Origin of the sequence: Halorhabdus tiamatea SARL4B (assembly GCF_000470655.1) — an archaeon.
Classification (GTDB): Archaea; Halobacteriota; Halobacteria; order Halobacteriales; family Haloarculaceae; genus Halorhabdus; species Halorhabdus tiamatea.
In genome coordinates, this window is sequence record NC_021921.1 from 2,299,748 (window position 1) to 2,316,936 (window position 17,189).

Genomic DNA, 17,189 nt, shown 5'->3' on the forward strand with positions numbered 1-17,189 from the left:
CTTCAGGACCTCGACGGCGGCGCGTAACAGATCCATTCGGTGGGTGGAATCGAGAGTTCGACGGTTCCGTCGGCGTCAGTCGTGACGTCCTCCCCGGTGTCGGATCGCTCGCTGAGCTGCGTCGCCGCCCAGGACGTCTCGACCGTGACCGACCGTCGCTCCCTGGCGCGGTTGAGTCCCACCAGCAGGTTGCCCTCGCGCTCGAAGACGTACGTATTGCGGTCGACGTGGCGGGTGTGTGCGGGCCCCACGGCGAGGGTCCGGCGGATCGAAAGCAACCTCGCTATCGTGTCGTCTTCCGGGTCGAAGCGGCCGCTGTAGACTCGCGGATATCCTTCGTACGTGAGGATGAACGCGTGTGCGAGTGCCTCGTACTCGGGTGGCGAGCTGTCGTGATTGGAGACGAACGTCACCGTCCGCCCGGGGTGTCGATCGACGAGTCCGGCCCCGTCCAGGGCGCGGAAGTCCCCATCGCGGTGAAACACCTCCTCGTGCATGGTGAAATAGAGCGGGTAGTCCATGACCGTCATCCCCGTTTCGAGGTATTCCTCGCAGGTGTCGACCGAGCCGTGGAGGACTTCGCCGAGCGTGAAGAGCCCTCGCTCGCTCGCCCAGGGGTTCGCATGGTCCCGGAAGAACCATGCCGGGACGTGCTTGACTGCGTCCCAGCGGATGCCGTCGACGCCCAGCCGTGCGTACTTCTCGACGTACGCTTCCAGCACCTCCCGGACGTGTTCGGATTCCTGGCGGAGATCCGGGAGTCCCTCGAGATCGCGGTGCTTTAGTTCCCACTCGTCCGTATCGTCCCTGATCGGACCGCCGTGCCGGAAGTCGCCCCAGCCGAAGTGCGGGAACTGCGCGAAATCGACGCCCTCGGCCATGTGGTTGACGACCGCGTCGGCGATGACGGCCAGCCCCTGCTCGTGGGCGGTCTCGACCATCTGCTGGTACTCGCTCTCGGTGCCGAACGCGCTGTCGAAGTCCAGGTGGTCGATGGGCTGGTAGCCCCGCGGCTCCGGGTCCGCCCAGGTGCGCTTGCTCCGCTGGGCGGGCGGCACCTGGATCGCGTCGTATCCCGCCGCGGCGACGGCGGGGAGTGCCTCGCGGATCGCGTCCCAGGGCGTGTGATAGAACTGGTAGACGCCGCCGGATCCGAGGTCGATCGCGTCCTCGTTACGTGGTTTGCACCCGGTCGCGGGTGCACCGTAGACGGACATTGCCAGTCGTTCGTCACGGAGGACCGAAGAACTTCCGACCTTTCGCGCGCGGACGGGTCACAAGTCTTTTCGATCGCTGGTTGCCTATCTCGACACATGGACGAAGCCGAGTTGCGGGAACTGCTTGCATCGGTCGAAGACCCGGATCTCGAGGGAGACATCGTCTCGCTGGGCCTGGTCAACGACGTCGCCCTGGAGAACGGGAGCGCCCACATCGACCTCGCGCTGGGTGCGCCGTTCTCGCCGACCGAGACGACTATCGCCGATCGCGTTCGCGAGGTCATCGGCGACGCCGCGCCGGATCTGGCTGTCGAGCTCACCGCGTCGATCGACCGCGACACCGAGGGCGACGTCCTGCCGGGCGTCAAAAACGTCGTCGCGGTCGCGAGCGGGAAGGGTGGCGTCGGCAAGTCGACGGTCGCGGTCAACCTCGCGGCGGGACTCGCCGACCGGGGCGCGCGCGTCGGGCTGTTCGACGCCGACATCTACGGGCCGAACGTCCCGCGGATGCTCGACGCCCACGAGCGCCCCGAAGCCACCGAGGACGACCAGATCATCCCGCCGGAGAAACACGGCATGAAACTCATGAGCATGGACTTCCTGCTCGGCGAGGACGACCCTGTGATCTGGCGTGGGCCGATGGTTCACCAAACCCTGACCCAGCTGTTCGAGGACGTCCAGTGGGGCGACCTCGATTACCTCGTCGTCGACCTCCCGCCGGGGACCGGCGACACCCAGCTCACCCTGCTCCAGACCGTCCCGGTTACGGGCGCGGTGATCGTCACGACGCCCCAGGGCGTCGCCCTGGACGACGCCCGCAAGGGTCTGGAGATGTTCGGCAAGCACGAGACGCCCGTGCTGGGCATCATCGAAAACATGAGCTCGTTCAAATGCCCGGACTGCGGGAGCGAACACGCTATCTTCGGCGAGGGTGGCGGTCGGGAGTTCGCCGACCAGGTCCAGATGCCGTTCCTCGGCGAGATCCCACTCGATCCGGAGATCCGCGAACGCGGCGACGAGGGCCGACCCGCGGTCCTGGCTGATGATCTCGACGTGAGCGGTGCCTTCCGGAATTTCGTCGCCAACACGGCGAACAACCAGGGGATCGTCCACCGAAATCGACTTTCAGAGCAAAGCGAGTGAACGGGATTTGCCGTTCTGTTAGGTGTCCGGGACAGCCTCTTCCGCTGATTTCGAGAGTGATTCGGAGGACTATGACCACATTGGAGTGCCAACATGGCGTATCAACAAGACTTTTGCCAGATGGTGAGCAAAGACATGTATGAGCAACCGAGAACGATCGGACTCGGGGGAGTTCGTCGAGACTATCTCACGGTCCCGCGTATTGGACGTCTTTCGCTCCGTGAACGGGCCGGTTGTCACCTCCACAGATGTCGCCGAGCACTTGGAGTGCTCCACCGAGACGGCCCGGCGGAAACTCAGGGAACTCCACCGGGACGGCGTCGTCGATCGTCGAAAGAGCGGACGGACTGTCGTGTGGTGGATCACGGAGGAATACGACACTGACCCGGAGCCCGTCGATCCAGACGACCCGCTGTTCGCCGACAGGCCGTCGTTCGCGTCGGGACGTGAGGACCTCTCCGAGAGTGTCGACGACGTGTTGTACCGTAACGAGGCATGAGTCAGGTCTCTCGGTCGACGCCGCTGTTCGTGGATACGAATGCCTTCGTTGCGGTATTCAACGAGGACGATACACATCACGACGCGGCCACTGAGTTACTGGATGGGATCGGAGCAGGCGAATACGCCTATGGGCCGCTGTACACGAGTCGATACGTCCTCTCGGAGACGGCGACGACGCTGCTGTACGGTGTCGGCCACGCCGAAGCGGTCGAAGCCGTAGCGACTGTCAGAGACTCGTCTTCGATCAACCTGATCGACGTCGATCCGCACCGCTTTGACGTGACTGTCAAGCAGTTCGAACAGTACGACGATCAGTCGATTTCGTTCATCGATCACATGAACGCGACGCTTGCCGAGGAGTACGATATCTCGCATATTTTCGCGTTCGACGATGACTTTGCGACGCTCGGGTTGACTCGTGTCCCAGTCGATACTGGTGAAGTCTGAGGCGCATGCGTCGGTCGGAGCGCTCTATCGAGGTGGACAGACAACGGTGACGGCGACAAGCACGCTTCGACTGGGAAACGAATCGTTTTAGGGACGGACTTCGGACGAAGCCGTATGGACACGGACGAGCGAGTCGACCTGGCGACCCGCAACACCGCCGAGGTCGTCACCGAGGCGGAGTTACGCGAGCTGTTCGAGGACCGCGAGGAGCCGTCGGTCTACATCGGCTATGCCCCGACCGGCGAGATGCACATCGGTCACTTCACGACAATCCGGAAACTCGCCGACTTCCTGCACGCCGGGATGGACGTGACGGTGCTGATCGCCGATCTGCACGCCCACCTCGACGACGCAAAGAGCCCGTTCGATCTGCTGGAGGCCCGCACTGCCTATTACCAGGAAACAATCGAGGCGATGGTCGAGGCCGCCGGGGCCGATCCCGAACAGATTACGTTCGTGCGCGGACGTGACTTCGAACTCGACTCCGAGTACACACTCGAACTCCTGCGGATGACTGCCGAGACGACGATCGCCCGCGCCCAGCGGGCCGCAAGCGAGGTCGTCCGCGAATCGGACTCCCCGAACTTGGGTGGACTCGTCTATCCGCTCATGCAGACTCTTGACGTCGACGCTTTGGACGCCGACGTAGCTTACGGTGGGATCGACCAGCGCGGAATCTACATGCTCTCCCGCGAGATCCTGCCCGAACACGGCGGCGAGGCCCCGACCTGCGTCTTCGCACCGCTGCTCTCTGGACTGACGGGTGGGAAGATGAGTGCCTCCCAGGAGTCCTCGAAGGTCGCACTCACGGACGACCCAGCGACAGTCCAGGAGAAGATCGGCGATGCCTACTGTCCGATGGGCGAGGTCGAGGGCAACGGCGTTCTGGAGTACGTCCGCTATCTCGTGTTCCCCATCCTCGAGGAGCGCGAGGAGGCCTTCGTCGTCGAGCGGCCCGAGGAGTACGGCGGGAACCTCACCTATGACTCCTACGAGGATCTGGAGGGTGACTTCACCAGCGAGGAACTCCATCCCCAGGACCTCAAAAACGCCGCAGGCGAATACATCGGCGATATCGTCGATCCGATCCGGCAGCGTCTCGAATCCCAGCCCCAGTTGCTGGCCGAGGCCTATCCCGAACAATACGACTGATCGAGGCTCACGATGGATCGCTCCCGCGCGGACGTGCGTGAAACGTACGACCATATCGGCGAGCACTTCTCGAAGACGCGAGTCAATGCCTGGCCGGAAGTCGAGTCGTTCGTCGCCGACGCGGCCGAAGTGGATCTGGCGCTCGACGTCGGCTGTGGCAACGGCCGCCACGTCGAGACGCTCCAGCAGCGGGCCGATCAAGTGGTCGGCGTGGACGTGAGTCGATCGCTGCTCGACGCGGCGACCGAGCGCGTCCCGGATGGTCGCTTCGTGCTCGGTGACGCCTCGCACCTTCCGATCGCGACCGATCGCGTCGATCTGGCCGTCTACATCGCGACGCTGCATCACCTGCCATCCCGAGAAGCGCGCATTGCCAGCCTCGACGAACTCGCGCGAGTCCTGTATTCCGGCGGAGTGGCGCTCGTCAGCGCCTGGAGTACGGCCCACGACACCTTCGACACCCCAGCCGACGCCGAGACGGGCTTCGACACGACTGTCGAGTGGACGCTGCCCGGCGGCGAGACAGCCCCGCGGTTCTATCACATCTACGCGCCGGCGGAGTTCCGGGCCGACGTTGAATCGAGTGCGCTCTCGCTCGATGCGTTCGAGGTCTCCAGCGGAAACTGCTATGGGACCGTCAGTCCGGCGTCGCGCTGAAAGGAAACGCCCTTAACCTGGGACGGAGTTAGGTTTGGATGCGAACGTGGGACTCGACGCCGACGGATTGGCAGTCCCGCCGAACGAGCGCCGGTGTCCTGCCGAGCGAAGCGAGCAGGGCTCGGCAGACGAGCAACGCGAGTCTGCCGGTGGTGAGCAAATCCGGAGGATTTGCGAGCCTCGGCGCGCGAGGAACGCAGTGACGAGCGCGCTGGTGGTCTAGTGGTATGACAAGAGCCTTCCAAGCTCTCGACCCGGGTTCAATTCCCGGCCGGCGCATTTTGCTGCGAGCAAATCGCGAGCAGCAAATGCAACAAGAAAGAATTGAACCCTGCGAGTCGCAGCGCGAACGAAGTGAGCGACCGTCTGGCTCCGGTTCAATTCCCGGCCGGCGCACTCCCTGCGGTCGTGCGCCGCCCGTAGATCGCGAAGCCTTCGGCTTCGCTCACTCCCGGCCGGCGCACTTCTGGCGCTCGCAAATCCGCGAGCGCCGAATGGGTTTTGAGGGAATTGAACCCTGCGAGTCGCAGCGCGAACGAAGTGAGCGACCGTCTGGCTCCGGTTCAATTCCCGGCCGGCACACTCCCTGCGGTCGTGCGCCGCCCGTAGATCGCGAAGCCTTCGGCTTCGCTCACTCCCGGCCGGCGCACTACCTCTTTTTACTCGTTCGGGTGTCCTCGCTCACTACGTTCGCTGTGGACACCTCTCACTCGCAAATCCGCGAGCGCCGAATGTGCTTTTGCGGCAGTCCGATTTACAATACCCGAGTGAACGCCTGAATCTGGTCCGCCACCGTTCGCATTGTCCCCGTATCGACCTGCGCAACGCGTTTGACGATGTCTTGCTCAGGGAAGACGTGTAGCGACCACGGACTGACGTAACTCGGATCGGTCTTGAGTTCGCCTTCCGTCAGCGAGCGTTCCGCAATCGGGACTGCGTCATCGCGTTCAGTCGACGTGATAACAGCCACAGTGTATCGGTCGCCGACGAACGGTCGATCGGCGTTCGAGACGACGAGATACGGTCGTCGTCCGCGTTTGAACGTCGCTGGTGCGATGACCACGCTTCCCTGGGCGTAGGCCATTGCTACGCGTTGTCCCCGAGATCGGGGGCGTCCGCTACCCATTCATCGTCACCGTAGGCGTCGTCGCCGTACGTTTCCTGAATACTCTGGAGACTAACGGCGGAGGCAACTTCCGAAGCTGCCACATCGTCGGCGACCGCCCAGTATGAGTCGATCTTCCGGACGAGCCCACGTTCTCGCATCCGCGAAAGTGTCTTTTGGACGCTTGTGTGTGGGACGTCCGTGAGTTCCGAGAGTTCCTTCGGGCTGAAACCCATGTCCGGATGATCGAGGAGGACAGCCAGGAGTTCCTGGGCGTTTGTCCCCGGCTTGACCGGTGGTATCTCTGCGTCGTCGTCCGGATCCAGTTGAATCGGCATGTGCTGTCCGTCACTGTCAGTGTATGTCCGCAATCGTCATAAACATACTCCTCACGCGGCCGACTGTGGGCTCGGCTACGGGTCTGCGGAGTTGAGCTGGCCCGTCACGTTTTATCCGAAAAGAAAGATACGACTGGTCACCGACACGACACGTAAAACCGAGAGTCAGTTAGGCGACGTTGAATCCCTTATCACGGAGGAAATCCTCGACGCGGCCGGTGTGGTTGCCCTGGAGCTCGATCTGGCCGTCCTCGACAGTCCCCCCACACGCGAACTTCGATTTGAGGTCCGAAGACAGACTGTCCATGTCGACGTCTTTCGGATCGAACCCTTCGATGATCGTTACCTCTTTCCCGTAACGGCGCTCGTCGATGCGGATGTTGATCTCCTGGGACTCCTTGGCGACGTCTTCACAGACGCAGAGCTCCTCAGGCAGCCCGCACGTCGAGCAGACTTCCGACATTACAGTTTCCTGTTGGGAATCTTCCTATTAAACACTGTCGGGATTTTGCACGCAGATCGGCGCGAAAGCCCGGTTGATTGGACGTTCAATCGCCGCCGACGAGTTCGTCGACTAGCTCGATCGTCTCGTCGGCGGCCGCTCGATCGACGACGCCGGCGTATCGCATCTGCTCTCGGATTTCCGCGACCCGTCGGGCGCGCTCGTCGGCCTCCACAGTCGAGAGGTAGTCGTTGACTGTCTCGCCAGGACGCCGCTCGCGGTGGCGTCGTTCGAGGACGTACTCCAGGCGCTCGAAGGCACGGTCGACGTCCGTCGCCGGGTCCTCGCGGGGCTGCCAGCGGAGCCAGACTGCGCGGTAGGTCCGTTCCGCGAGACCGCTCCGGCGGACGACACTGGCGAACCCGAACACGACGAGTGCGGCGAGCGTCAACTGTTCGATCCCTGGAATCACTCCGTCGCTGTCTTCTCCGGGTCGCTCTTGGCTTCCGTTTTCGCTCGCGGTCGTCGTCGAGTTTTCGGGAGTGGACACGGTCACGTTCCCCCCTGTCGCGAAGTCGTCTCTGGTGAACGCGCTGTCCGGGCCGTAGTAATCCGGGATCGACATGTCCCTCTCGTCGAAAGACGGCTGGTCGCCGCCTCCGGTCGCCGTCTCTGTCTCGGTCGGGGTCGGCGTCCACTCGCCACCCCGGCTTCGGTTGGTGTCGACGTCGGTCTCGTTGGCTTGCCGGGCGGACTGGAGGTCCTGCTGGGCGGTCGAGTCCCGCGGGCTGGCCGGCGTCGGATCGAACCGGATCCAGCCGACCTCGGGGAAGTACACCTCGACCCAGGCGTGGGAGTTGTGTCCACGGACGACCCACTCGTCCTCGGCGACGCGCTGGCCGGACGTGTATCCGACGACGAACCGGGACGGGATGTCCTGGGTCCGCAACATTGTCGCCATCGTCGTCGCGTAGTAGGTACAGTACCCTCGGTCCATCTCGAAGAGGAACGAGTCGGCGACCGACCCGGACGGTTTCGAGACGTTCAGCGAGTACTCGCGGTTTGACTCGAGCCACTGCTCGATGATCCTGGCGGTGTCGTAGGGATTGTCCGCGTTCGCCGTCAGCCGTTCAGTGCGCTCGGCAACGCGTTCAGGTGTGCTGTCGGGGAGCTGGAGGTACTGGTTCGTGATCGACTCGGGATATTCACGGCCTGCGTTCCGAAGTTCGGTACCTGTCGCGATCGGCACCTCGCTGGTGACGCGATAGGTGTCGTTGGCGTCAAGTGGCGTCGACGGCTGAAGCCCGCCGAGTCTCGTCACTCGAGCGTTCTCGGCTACCGGTCCAGCGACGTCGCTAGGCCGCCAGACGGCCGGCATGGTTCCGATCGGCGACATCGCTCGATACGTCTGCTCGACGGTCCGTGACCGGCCGGCTGGCGAGCCGAGTCGTCGATCGAGTGGCCCTGTCTCGCCTCGCCTGACCCAGCCGTCGCCGGTATAGAGGTCGTAGGCCCCGACCCGCCAGTAACTTTCCTCGTCGCTTTCGACGAGGTACCGGACCTTCGAGGTGAGCTCCAGACTCCCCTGGATCGAGAGGTCTTCGCCGGCACTGAGAAGGCTCCCCTCGAGTGTCCCGTCACCGCCCGCGCTGTCCGCACTGATCGGGGCCGGTTCTGCCAGTCCTCCGTCGGGCGAAAACGAGAACGCGGCCCCGGCCGGAACGATCGTCACTGTCGCCGAGGCGACGATAGCGACGGCGACGACCGTCGCCACGACGTCCGCCTCGCTGACAGCGGCGCCGAGTCGGCCGAGTTCCCCAGCGCCGACGAGCGTCACGACGCCGACGACGCCGACCAGCGTCAGGTCCGTGCCGGCGTCGCCCGTGAGGACGAAAAACAGCAGCGTCCCACCGCCGACGATCGCGCTCGCGACGTGGTGGCGACGGACGGCGAGATACCACGCGAGGAATATCGGCGCGGGCGTCACGGCGATCACCCACGACTCGAGGTTGACGATCCCCAGAATCGAGTTGCCCGCGAGCAGGGCGATCGTATACTCGATGTGTGGCCACGGCGACAGCGTCGCCCCGGTGAGTCCTGCGAGGTACCACGCGAGCCCGCCGGTCAGCAACGCCCCCGCGACGACGACGGCGTTTCGGACGGTGAGATACCGGGCGGCGACGGTCGCGCCGACCAGCGTCGCCGCCACCACGAGCTGTAACGTACTCGGGTCGGCGATCACGTCGACGACATCGTGGACGACGCCGACGAACGACCCGATCACGAGGGCTGCCCCGCCCAGCGCGAGGAGCCGAAGGACGCCCACGTCAGACTCCCGATCGAGGACGCCCACGTCAGACTCCCGATCGAGGACGCCCACGTCAGACTCCCGATCGAGGACGCTCACGCGGTGGTCACCTCCGTGCGTTCGGATTCCAGCGACGCGACGGTGTTCCCATCACGGCCGTCGCCCGCCCGGATCTCTTCGAAGGTACTGTTCCGGCCGTCGACGTCGAGGGTAACCGTGCCGTCCTCGCCGGCGACGCGGACGTCAGCGTCGGCCCAGGTCTGCTCAGATACTGTGCCAGCCCCAGTTTCAGCCAGCAATCCCAGAAGCTCGGTCCGGTGGGCCACTCCCTGGGCGGGTTCGAGTGCTCCGTCGGGCGTATGCACCCCAACTTCCAGGCCAGCCCGTGCGAAGAACAGGGCGACACTCGCGACCGCGCTCGCGGTCGCGTCCGCGGTATCCCGATCGGCGCTCACGGCGATCCGGATCGCTCCCGTGACCTCCCGGCCGACGAACTCCGTGACGATGAGGTCGGGGAGCCGCTTGGCGGAGGACTTCCAGTCGATGTCCCGCAGGCGGTCGCCGGGGACGTACTCGCGCAACTGGTCGATCTCCTGGCGCTCCGGGCGACGCGCGCGCTCGAGTTCGGCTGTCAGGACGGTCGACCCCCCGACGTCGTGGATCGCCGGGTAGACGAGCACGTTCGTCGGGTCGCCGACCGTGACTTCGTGGGTGACCAGTCCGAACACGTCCCGGAGCGTGACCGCGAGCGGGCCGACCTCGTGTTTCCCCCGTTCGGTCAGCGTCAGTTCGTAAGTGTGCGTCGTCGGAAGGCTTCCCGAAACGGTGTTGTCCGTACTCGAGAGGCCGGCCGGATGCGGGTCCGTCGCCTCGACGATCGTGCCACGTGAGCCGGTGATCGAGACGGTGACCTCGCGGGTCTCATCGGGGAAGCCCGCCGGCAGGTTCGAGCGCTCGGCCGATGGCTGATCCGCCAGTCGAACCTGGGCGACCGCGGCGACGACAGCGACCACTGCCGGGACGGCGACGGCGTTCAGCGAGCGGGCCCCGAACAGCCACGCCATCACGACCGCGGCGACGGCGACGGCGAGGGTCACGCGACCGCGCGTTGTCAGTCTCATATCACTCGACCGGGATGGCCTCGATCGCGTCCGCGACTAGCTCCGCCGACGAGCGTTCTGTCGTCCCGCTCCGGACACGATGGGGCAAGACCACCGGTGCCTCTGTCTGGATGTCGTCCGGAACGACGTACTCCCGGCCGTGTAGCACTGCGCGACCCTGTGCCGCACGGAGCAACAGCAGCGAGGCCCGCGGACTCGCGCCGAGTTCGGCGTGATTGCGTGTATACCGAGCCAGCCGCGTGACGTAGGTGCGAATCGGATCCTCGACGGTGACGCCGGCGGTCACCGTTCGGATCGCCTCGAGGTCGGCGAGCGTGGCGACGGGTTCGACGGTCTCGATCGGGTGGGTGCCGACGACGTTCTCGAGCATCGAGGACTCCTCATCGGCGGTCGGATACCCGAGTTCGAGCTTCTTCATGAACCGGTCGAGTTCTGCCATCGGCAGGTCGTAGGTGCGGTCGCGTTCGACGGTGTTCTGGGTCGCGATAACGGCGAAGGGATCGGGGACGGCATGGGTCTCGCCGTCGATCGTCACCTGGCCCTCTTCCATGGCTTCCAGCAGCGCCGACTGGGTTTTCGGCGGCGCGCGGTTGATCTCGTCGCCGAGGACGACGTTGGCGAAGATCGGCCCCTCGCGGAACTCGAAGGTCTGGTCGCGCTGGTTGTAGACGTTCGCCCCGGTCACGTCTGAGGGCAACAGGTCAGGGGTGAACTGGACGCGCTTGAACGAGCAGTCGAACGACTCCGCGATGGCTCGTGACAGCATCGTCTTGCCGACGCCGGGGACGTCCTCGAGCAGGACGTGCCCGCGGCCAAACAGCGCCGTCAGAATGTGCTCGATCGCGTCGCGATGGCCCACGATGACGCGCTCGACGTTCTCGAGAACGTTGTCGGCGATCTCGCCGACGTCGTCGACGTCGAGTTCGTGCTGTACTCCCGTCGGTGTCGATTCGATATCTGTCATTGATAGGAGACTGCAATCCGGGAAGCGACGGGCGTGGTTGTCCCCCCAGTGAATTCCCTGTCGGTTGGTTCAGTCGCGACGACGGTCGAACGTCGCCGTGCAACCGTGGCGATGGGAACTATCCCGGGCACCCGACGGCTGTGAGCAAGTCCCATGATTGTACGTGATTCGTTATGGGGGTTAGCTACTTGGGGCTCACGGTCGGAGCGATCCGTGCGAACGAGCGCCCGTGCGGCCAATAAAGGCTGAGTCGTCCCGGCGATGACCACCTGCCGCGACCGTCACTGAACGGCAGCTGTCGCCGCTCGCATCACGTCGATCGCCTCCCGGAGCTGTTCGAGGTCGGTCGCATAGGAGATGCGGGCGTACCCCTCGCCGCCGTCGCCGAAGGCCCCGCCCGGCACGACGACGACGCCGCGGTCGATCACTTCCTCGACCCATCCCTCGGGCACTTTCGGCATCGCGTAGAACGCGCCCTTCGGCGTCGGCGTCTCCAGGCCCATGTCTTCGAGCCCGTCGAGCAGCACGTTTCGGCGCTCCTCGAAGGCCACGACCATCTCGGTGACGCGATCCTGTGGTCCCGAGAGCGCGGCCTCGGCGGCGTACTGGGCGGGTGCGCTCGCACACGCCTGGGCGTACTGGTGGACGCGCAGCATGCGCTCGATGCGGTCCTCGCTGCCCGTGATCCAGCCGAGTCGCCACCCGGTCATCGAGTAGGTCTTCGAGACGGCGTTGATGGCGACGACGTTGTCACTCTCGGTGAACTCGAGTGGCGAGCGATGCTCGCCCTCGAAGACGATGTGTTCGTAGACTTCATCGGAGATACAGAGCACGTCGTGTTCGTCGGCGATGCGGGCGAACTCGCGCATGTCCTCGGGCGATTGGACCGCGCCGGTCGGGTTGGCGGGGCTGTTGACCACAAAGGCGGCAGTGTCGTCGGTGATCGCCGCTTCCACGTCGGCCGGATCGAGCGTGAGGTCGTCCCGGAGCCCGACCGGTGTGGGCGTCCCGCCAGCGAGGTGAGTCAGCGCCTCGTAGGAGACGAAGCCGGGGTCGGGATAGATGACTTCCTCGCCCGCATTCACATGTGCTTCCAGGGCGAGGTGCAACGCCTCACTGCCGCCCGACGTGGCGATGACGTGCTCCGGATCGATGTCGAGGTCGTTGTCGCGGGCGTGTTTTGCGGCGATGGCCTCGCGCAACTCGCGGGTGCCCTTGTTCGAGGTGTAGGCGTCGGCCTCGCCCGCTCGGATCGCCTCGACGGCTGCCTCGCGGGCGTGCTCTGGGGCGGGGAAGTCAGGCTGGCCGAGGCCGAGGTTGATCGCGTCCTCGTCCGCTGCCTCGAAGACCTCGCGGATGCCCGAGATCGACACCTGCTCGACACGGTCGGAGAAGTGGGTCATACACGTCTCGCGGAACGCGGGGGCGATAATCCTTGCTACTGGGCACAGACGCTGTCGGTATTTGTACCCGAAACCTGGACGCAGCCCTCCGCGAAGTGACGAAAGGCCTATACTCCGTGTCGGCGTTGGTCGGCATAGCTCTCATGTCTGCCGCCCTGTGACTGGGCCTGACTGTCCAGGCCCACGGCCGGTTGCCCGCCCGGAAGCCGTTGCTTCCAGGCGCGTTCCCAGCGACGGGCGCGTATCCGACCGGGTGCCTGGGTGTCTGTCTCCGTAGCGTCGCGATTCGACCACCGATACGCAACGACACCCCCAGTGCATCTCAATGACACAGACGACGGACGATCGCTCCGATCGATTCACAGACGGTTCGATCCTGTGGCCACTGCTCGCGCTCGCCGGCCCGCTGACCGTCTCGCAGTTGCTACAGGTCGCGTACAACCTCACAGACACGTTCTGGGTCGGCCGCCTCGGGGCCGACGCCGTGAGCGCCCTCGCGTTCGCCTGGCCGCTGATCCTCCTGTTGATCAGCGTCGGCGGCGGCATGACCAACGCCGGGACGATCCTCGTCTCACAGCACGTCGGCGCTGGCAACGACGACCGCATCGGGTCGGTTGCCGGCCAGACGCTGGCGTTCGTGGGCGTGCTCTCGATTGCCATTGCGGCTGTCGGTGCCCTGGCAGTCCCATACGCACTCGATATCATCGGGACGACACCCGGTACGGCGATCCACGCCCAAGCGGTCGCCTACGCCCGGATCGTCATCCTCGGGAACCCGTTCACTGTCGGGTTCTTCGTCTTCATGGCACTGCTTCGCGGCTGGGGTGACACGAAGACGCCGATGTACCTCATGGGGTTCAGCGTCGTGCTCAACATCCTGCTCGATCCGGTTCTCGTCCTCGGCTTCGTCGAGAATCCGCTGTTCGAGTGGCTCGGGGCCGGATCCGTACAGGAGACACTGTACTCGATCACCGGGTTCGCTGGCCACGGGGTCACGGGCGCGGCCGTGGCGACCGTGTTTTCACGGGCCGTCGCCGCCGCGATCGGGCTCTGGCTGTTGTTCGGCGGCCGCGTCGGTCTCCAGCTTTCGATCGACGACCTGCGATTGCACGTCGAGACGGTCGGCAAGATCGTCCGTCTGGGCGTCCCGGGTGCCATCGATCAGAGCACGCAGTCGGTCGCCGCGATCGTCATGACGGCACTGATCGCCACCGTCGGGACCGACGCCGTCGCCGCCTACGGGATCGGCAACCGATTCGTCTCGCTGGTCTGGCTACCGACCGTGGCGATGGGGATGTCAGTCGAAACCGTGGTCGGCCAGAACCTCGGCGCGGGCCACCGCGATCGGGCCCGCCGGACGGTATACGTCGCGATCGCGATCCTGGCGGCTGCCTTTCTCCTCGTGGGAGCCGTCACATTCGTCTACGCTCGGCCGATCGTGGGGCTGTTCATCACTGGCCCGGACGCCGCCACGATCGTCGATCACGGCGCGACCTTTCTCCGCGTCGTCACGCCCACGTGGCTCGCCATGGCGTCCTATCACATGATGAACGGCGCGTTCTACGGTTCGGGGTCGACGCGCCTGGCGATGGGCGTCGGCGTGACCACGCTATGGGGTGCCCGGGCGGCGTTCGCGGCCCTGTTCGTACTCGTGCTCTCACTCGGTGCGATCGGCGCGTGGTCCGCCATTGCGCTTTCGAACGTCACGGCTGCAATCGTCGCGGCGATCGTGTTCTTCCGCGGCGATTGGCTGGCTGACGTGATCAGCGACGCAGGCGGGAGAAAGGAGCCAGACCAGCCATAGACGAGGTAATTCGACCGGACGACGGCGCGCGACATCGATTCGCCCACAGTTTTACCCCCCGGGCCAGTAGAGGTGAGCAATGAGTGACGAGGAGATCCACCCTGGACTCGCGGACGTGACGGTCACCGAGACGCGGCTGAGCGACATCGACGGCGAGGCCGGCGAACTCTGGATCGCGGGCTATCCCGTCGGAGAACTCGCGGCGAATGCCACCTATCCCGAGACGGTGTTCCTGCTACTGCACGACCGCCTGCCGGACGCCGAGGAACTCGCCGACTTCGAAGACGAACTCTGCTCGTATCGCACGCTGCCCGAACCCTGCTACAACGCCGTCGTCGAGGCGGCCGAACGCGGGGCCGGCCCGATGGCCGCCCTCCGGATGGGTGCGGCGACCGCGACCGCCGTCGAGCCCAACGACCCCGAGGCCGATGCCCTCCGGCTCATCGCCCGTCTCCCCACGATCACGGCGACCTACTGGCGTGTGCTTCAGGGCGAGGAGCCGATCGACCCCCGCCTCGACCTCTCGCACGCCGCGAACTACCTCTACATGTTGACCGGTGAGGAACCGACCGCGGCACAGGTCGCGGGCCTGGAGACGTACCTGACTACCGTCGTCGATCACGGCCTCAATGCCTCGACGTTTACCGCCCGGACGATCGTCTCGACGGAGTCGGAACTCGTCTCGGCGATCACCGGCGCGATCGGCGCGCTCCGCGGTGATCTCCACGGCGGCGCGCCGGACCTCGTCCTTGTGATGCTGGAGGAGTTGATGGACGCCGAGGACGCTCGCGCCGAACTCGAGGGTCGTCTCGAGGCCGGCGAGCGACTGATGGGCTTTGGCCATCGGGTCTACGGCGCGCGCGATCCACGCGCGGCGGTGCTTGAGGACGCCGCGGCGGCCTTCTACGACGGTGACGACGATTTCTTCGCGGCGGCAACGGAAATCGAGTCGATCGCGACCGACCTGCTCGCAGAGCATCGCCCCGACCTCGACCTGGAGACGAACGTCGAGTTCTACACCGCCGTCCTGCTCCACGGCGTCGGGATCCCGCCCGAGCTGTTCACGCCGACGTTCGCGATCTCGCGGGTCGCCGGCTGGAGCGCCCACTGTCTCGAACAACTCGAGGACAACCGGCTGATCCGGCCGCGAAGCTCGTTCGTCGGCGAGCACGACCGCCAGTGGACGCCCCTCGAGAAGCGATAGCACCGCCACCCTCGCTGGCGAAGTTGCGACGCCGCCCGCCTCCACCCCCAGCCGCTCTCTCGCCCCTGGACTCGTCACTGTTCCCACAGATCTGTCCTCCGTACTGCTGTTTAGGTCGTCCTAAAATCGTAACGCACTTAATTATTTAGGCTAGCCTAATCCCTATGGGTCGCGAATCACGGAGCGATGAAACGCCGACGCGTCGCGAGTATCTCACGTACGGCAGTGCACTCCTCGGGAGTGGATTGTTCGCTGGTTGTCTCGGAAACGGGGAGGAGACACCGTCTGGGTCAGGCGGTACCACGTCAACGACGGACACAGCGACAGAAACCGCATCGACGACCGAAGGGCCGACGACGGAGTCGACAACTGAAACCGACACTCCACGAGAGACGTCGTATTCAGTGTCGATGGTTCCGGTCGGCGACGTCACCTTCGAGGCGGTCCCCGAGACCTGGGTCGCCAACAACGGCAGCTGGGCCGACATGGGGATCGCGCTCGGCCAGGAACCGCCGGCGGGCGTCTGGTTGCCGAGTCGGTATCACACCCACTATTACGACGAGATTCCCGGTGTCTCGGTCGATACGTCCGGGATCGAGCGCCTGTCACAGGACGGCGTGAGCAAGGAGCGCTTCTTCGCGATCGACGCCGACGTCCACGTGATCGATCCGAACTTCATCACGAACCGCTTTCGGTGGACGGACGACGACGTCGCGGAGATCGAACGGGAGGTCGGCCCCTTCTTCGCCAACAGCAGCTTCTCTCGAAGCTACCCCTGGCACGACGACTACCGCTATTATACGCTCATGGAGGCATTCGAGAAACTCGCGGCCGTCTTCGACGAGCGCGAGCGCTTCGAGGCCTTCGAGGCGATCCACGACGACTTCCAGGCCGCCCTCGCACCCGTCGTCCCCGGACTCGGCGAACGGCCTGCCGGCGCGGTCCTCTGGGCCGGCGGCGACGAACCCGAGGAGTTCTACCCGTATGTGATCGACGAGGGAACGAGCTTCAAGCACCTGCGTGACCTCGGTGTCAGGGACGCACTCGCGAGCGCGGACGTCAAGGACTTTCACACCTCCCGGGGGGCGATCGACTTCGAAACCCTGCTGTCGGTCGATCCCGAGGTCCTCCTGCTACGAGGCCAGGAGGCCAAATCCCGCGACAAGTTCCGGGATTCCGTCGTCTCCTTCATGGCGGAACACCCGGTCGCAAGTCAGCTGACCGCCGTCGAGAACGGCGACGTCTACCGCGCGGGACCGCTCTACCAGGGCCCAATCACGAACCTCGTCGTGACCGAACGGCTCGCCGACGAGCTGTACGGCGTCGACGGGGTGCTGTTCGACCGCGAACGCGTCGCGAACGTCGTCAACGGGGCGTTCTGAG

At 65.1% G+C, this 17,189-nt stretch carries 17 protein-coding genes and 1 tRNA gene; 10 read left to right on the forward strand and 8 right to left on the reverse strand.

Annotation, left to right across the window (positions count from 1 at the left end; all coding sequences use genetic code 11):
- Positions 1–2 precede the first annotated feature (2 nt).
- The gene (locus HTIA_RS11335) at positions 3–1,217 is read right to left on the reverse strand and encodes an alpha-amylase domain-containing protein (RefSeq protein WP_008523712.1); all 1,215 of its coding nucleotides are present in this window, start codon (positions 1,215–1,217) and stop codon (positions 3–5) included.
- Positions 1,218–1,313: 96 nt separating this feature from the next.
- Here HTIA_RS11335 and HTIA_RS11340 point away from each other — a divergent pair, with 96 nt between their 5' ends.
- From HTIA_RS11340 to HTIA_RS11365, 7 genes are all read left to right on the forward strand, one after another.
- Positions 1,314–2,360 (forward strand): Mrp/NBP35 family ATP-binding protein, encoded by a 1,047-nt coding sequence (locus HTIA_RS11340; protein WP_008523711.1) that lies wholly within the window; start codon positions 1,314–1,316, stop codon positions 2,358–2,360.
- A gap of 139 nt (positions 2,361–2,499) precedes the next feature.
- Positions 2,500–2,859, forward strand: a complete 360-nt coding sequence (locus HTIA_RS11345) for a DeoR family transcriptional regulator (RefSeq protein ID WP_008523587.1) — start codon at positions 2,500–2,502, stop codon at positions 2,857–2,859.
- Positions 2,856–3,308: a type II toxin-antitoxin system VapC family toxin gene (locus HTIA_RS11350; protein ID WP_008523586.1), complete on the forward strand. Its 453-nt coding sequence runs from the start codon at positions 2,856–2,858 to the stop codon at positions 3,306–3,308. The genes HTIA_RS11345 and HTIA_RS11350 overlap by 4 nt, the downstream gene beginning before the upstream one ends.
- Before the next feature lie 114 nt (positions 3,309–3,422).
- Positions 3,423–4,460 (forward strand): tyrosine--tRNA ligase, encoded by a 1,038-nt coding sequence (locus HTIA_RS11355; protein WP_008523585.1) that lies wholly within the window; start codon positions 3,423–3,425, stop codon positions 4,458–4,460.
- A gap of 12 nt (positions 4,461–4,472) precedes the next feature.
- Entirely contained in the window at positions 4,473–5,117 is a 645-nt protein-coding gene (locus HTIA_RS11360) for a class I SAM-dependent methyltransferase (RefSeq protein WP_008523584.1), read from the forward strand.
- Positions 5,118–5,151: 34 nt separating this feature from the next.
- Positions 5,152–5,340, forward strand: coding sequence for a hypothetical protein (locus HTIA_RS16420; protein WP_148290954.1), 189 nt, complete (start codon positions 5,152–5,154; stop codon positions 5,338–5,340).
- A tRNA-Gly gene (locus HTIA_RS11365) sits at positions 5,326–5,396 on the forward strand. Before HTIA_RS16420 ends, HTIA_RS11365 begins: the two co-directional genes overlap by 15 nt.
- 475 nt (positions 5,397–5,871) lie before the next feature.
- On the opposite strand, the gene HTIA_RS11370 is transcribed toward HTIA_RS11365, so the two are convergent.
- The 7 genes from HTIA_RS11370 to HTIA_RS11400 form a co-directional block, all read right to left on the reverse strand.
- Positions 5,872–6,201 (reverse strand): type II toxin-antitoxin system PemK/MazF family toxin, encoded by a 330-nt coding sequence (locus tag HTIA_RS11370; protein WP_008523582.1) that lies wholly within the window; start codon positions 6,199–6,201, stop codon positions 5,872–5,874.
- A gap of 2 nt (positions 6,202–6,203) precedes the next feature.
- Positions 6,204–6,560 carry a MarR family transcriptional regulator gene (locus tag HTIA_RS11375; protein ID WP_008523581.1) on the reverse strand — a complete coding sequence of 119 codons (357 nt, stop codon included), beginning with the start codon at positions 6,558–6,560 and terminating at the stop codon, positions 6,204–6,206.
- Between the two features lie 169 nt (positions 6,561–6,729).
- Positions 6,730–7,023 (reverse strand): stress response translation initiation inhibitor YciH, encoded by a 294-nt coding sequence (gene yciH / locus HTIA_RS11380; RefSeq protein ID WP_004516073.1) that lies wholly within the window; start codon positions 7,021–7,023, stop codon positions 6,730–6,732.
- Positions 7,024–7,108: 85 nt separating this feature from the next.
- Complete coding sequence (locus tag HTIA_RS11385; RefSeq protein ID WP_020936386.1) at positions 7,109–9,409, reverse strand: transglutaminase family protein; 2,301 nt, start codon at positions 9,407–9,409, stop codon at positions 7,109–7,111.
- Positions 9,406–10,431: a DUF58 domain-containing protein gene (locus tag HTIA_RS11390; RefSeq protein WP_008523579.1), complete on the reverse strand. Its 1,026-nt coding sequence runs from the start codon at positions 10,429–10,431 to the stop codon at positions 9,406–9,408. The genes HTIA_RS11385 and HTIA_RS11390 overlap by 4 nt, the downstream gene beginning before the upstream one ends.
- A gap of 1 nt (position 10,432) precedes the next feature.
- Complete coding sequence (locus HTIA_RS11395) at positions 10,433–11,395, reverse strand: AAA family ATPase (RefSeq protein WP_008523577.1); 963 nt, start codon at positions 11,393–11,395, stop codon at positions 10,433–10,435.
- A 281-nt stretch (positions 11,396–11,676) separates the two neighbouring features.
- On the reverse strand, positions 11,677–12,798 hold the full coding sequence (locus HTIA_RS11400; protein ID WP_008523576.1) for a pyridoxal phosphate-dependent aminotransferase: 1,122 nt from the start codon (positions 12,796–12,798) through the stop codon (positions 11,677–11,679).
- Positions 12,799–13,123: 325 nt separating this feature from the next.
- Between HTIA_RS11400 and HTIA_RS11405 the strand changes: the two genes are divergently transcribed.
- The 3 genes from HTIA_RS11405 (at position 13,124) to HTIA_RS11415 (ending at position 17,188) form a co-directional block, all read left to right on the forward strand.
- Positions 13,124–14,602 (forward strand): MATE family efflux transporter, encoded by a 1,479-nt coding sequence (locus HTIA_RS11405; RefSeq protein ID WP_008523575.1) that lies wholly within the window; start codon positions 13,124–13,126, stop codon positions 14,600–14,602.
- 79 nt (positions 14,603–14,681) lie between these two features.
- Positions 14,682–15,806, forward strand: coding sequence for a citrate/2-methylcitrate synthase (locus HTIA_RS11410; RefSeq protein WP_008523574.1), 1,125 nt, complete (start codon positions 14,682–14,684; stop codon positions 15,804–15,806).
- Positions 15,807–15,970: 164 nt separating this feature from the next.
- Positions 15,971–17,188: an ABC transporter substrate-binding protein gene (locus tag HTIA_RS11415; RefSeq protein WP_008523573.1), complete on the forward strand. Its 1,218-nt coding sequence runs from the start codon at positions 15,971–15,973 to the stop codon at positions 17,186–17,188.
- The last annotated feature ends 1 nt before the right edge of the window (position 17,189 follow it).

Bases quoted from the DNA above. Each gene is read 5' to 3' on its own strand.
- HTIA_RS11335 (WP_008523712.1), bottom strand. From the start codon at position 1,217: ATGTCCGTCTACGGTGCACCCGCGACCGGGTGCAAACCACGTAACGAG.
- HTIA_RS11340 (WP_008523711.1), top strand. From the start codon at position 1,314: ATGGACGAAGCCGAGTTGCGGGAACTGCTTGCATCGGTCGAAGACCCG.
- HTIA_RS11345 (WP_008523587.1), top strand. From the start codon at position 2,500: ATGAGCAACCGAGAACGATCGGACTCGGGGGAGTTCGTCGAGACTATC.
- HTIA_RS11350 (WP_008523586.1), top strand. From the start codon at position 2,856: ATGAGTCAGGTCTCTCGGTCGACGCCGCTGTTCGTGGATACGAATGCC.
- HTIA_RS11355 (WP_008523585.1), top strand. From the start codon at position 3,423: ATGGACACGGACGAGCGAGTCGACCTGGCGACCCGCAACACCGCCGAG.
- HTIA_RS11360 (WP_008523584.1), top strand. From the start codon at position 4,473: ATGGATCGCTCCCGCGCGGACGTGCGTGAAACGTACGACCATATCGGC.
- HTIA_RS11370 (WP_008523582.1), bottom strand. From the start codon at position 6,201: ATGGCCTACGCCCAGGGAAGCGTGGTCATCGCACCAGCGACGTTCAAA.
- HTIA_RS11375 (WP_008523581.1), bottom strand. From the start codon at position 6,560: ATGCCGATTCAACTGGATCCGGACGACGACGCAGAGATACCACCGGTC.
- yciH (WP_004516073.1), bottom strand. From the start codon at position 7,023: ATGTCGGAAGTCTGCTCGACGTGCGGGCTGCCTGAGGAGCTCTGCGTC.
- HTIA_RS11390 (WP_008523579.1), bottom strand. From the start codon at position 10,431: ATGAGACTGACAACGCGCGGTCGCGTGACCCTCGCCGTCGCCGTCGCC.
- HTIA_RS11395 (WP_008523577.1), bottom strand. From the start codon at position 11,395: ATGACAGATATCGAATCGACACCGACGGGAGTACAGCACGAACTCGAC.
- HTIA_RS11400 (WP_008523576.1), bottom strand. From the start codon at position 12,798: ATGACCCACTTCTCCGACCGTGTCGAGCAGGTGTCGATCTCGGGCATC.
- HTIA_RS11405 (WP_008523575.1), top strand. From the start codon at position 13,124: ATGACACAGACGACGGACGATCGCTCCGATCGATTCACAGACGGTTCG.
- HTIA_RS11410 (WP_008523574.1), top strand. From the start codon at position 14,682: ATGAGTGACGAGGAGATCCACCCTGGACTCGCGGACGTGACGGTCACC.
- HTIA_RS11415 (WP_008523573.1), top strand. From the start codon at position 15,971: ATGGGTCGCGAATCACGGAGCGATGAAACGCCGACGCGTCGCGAGTAT.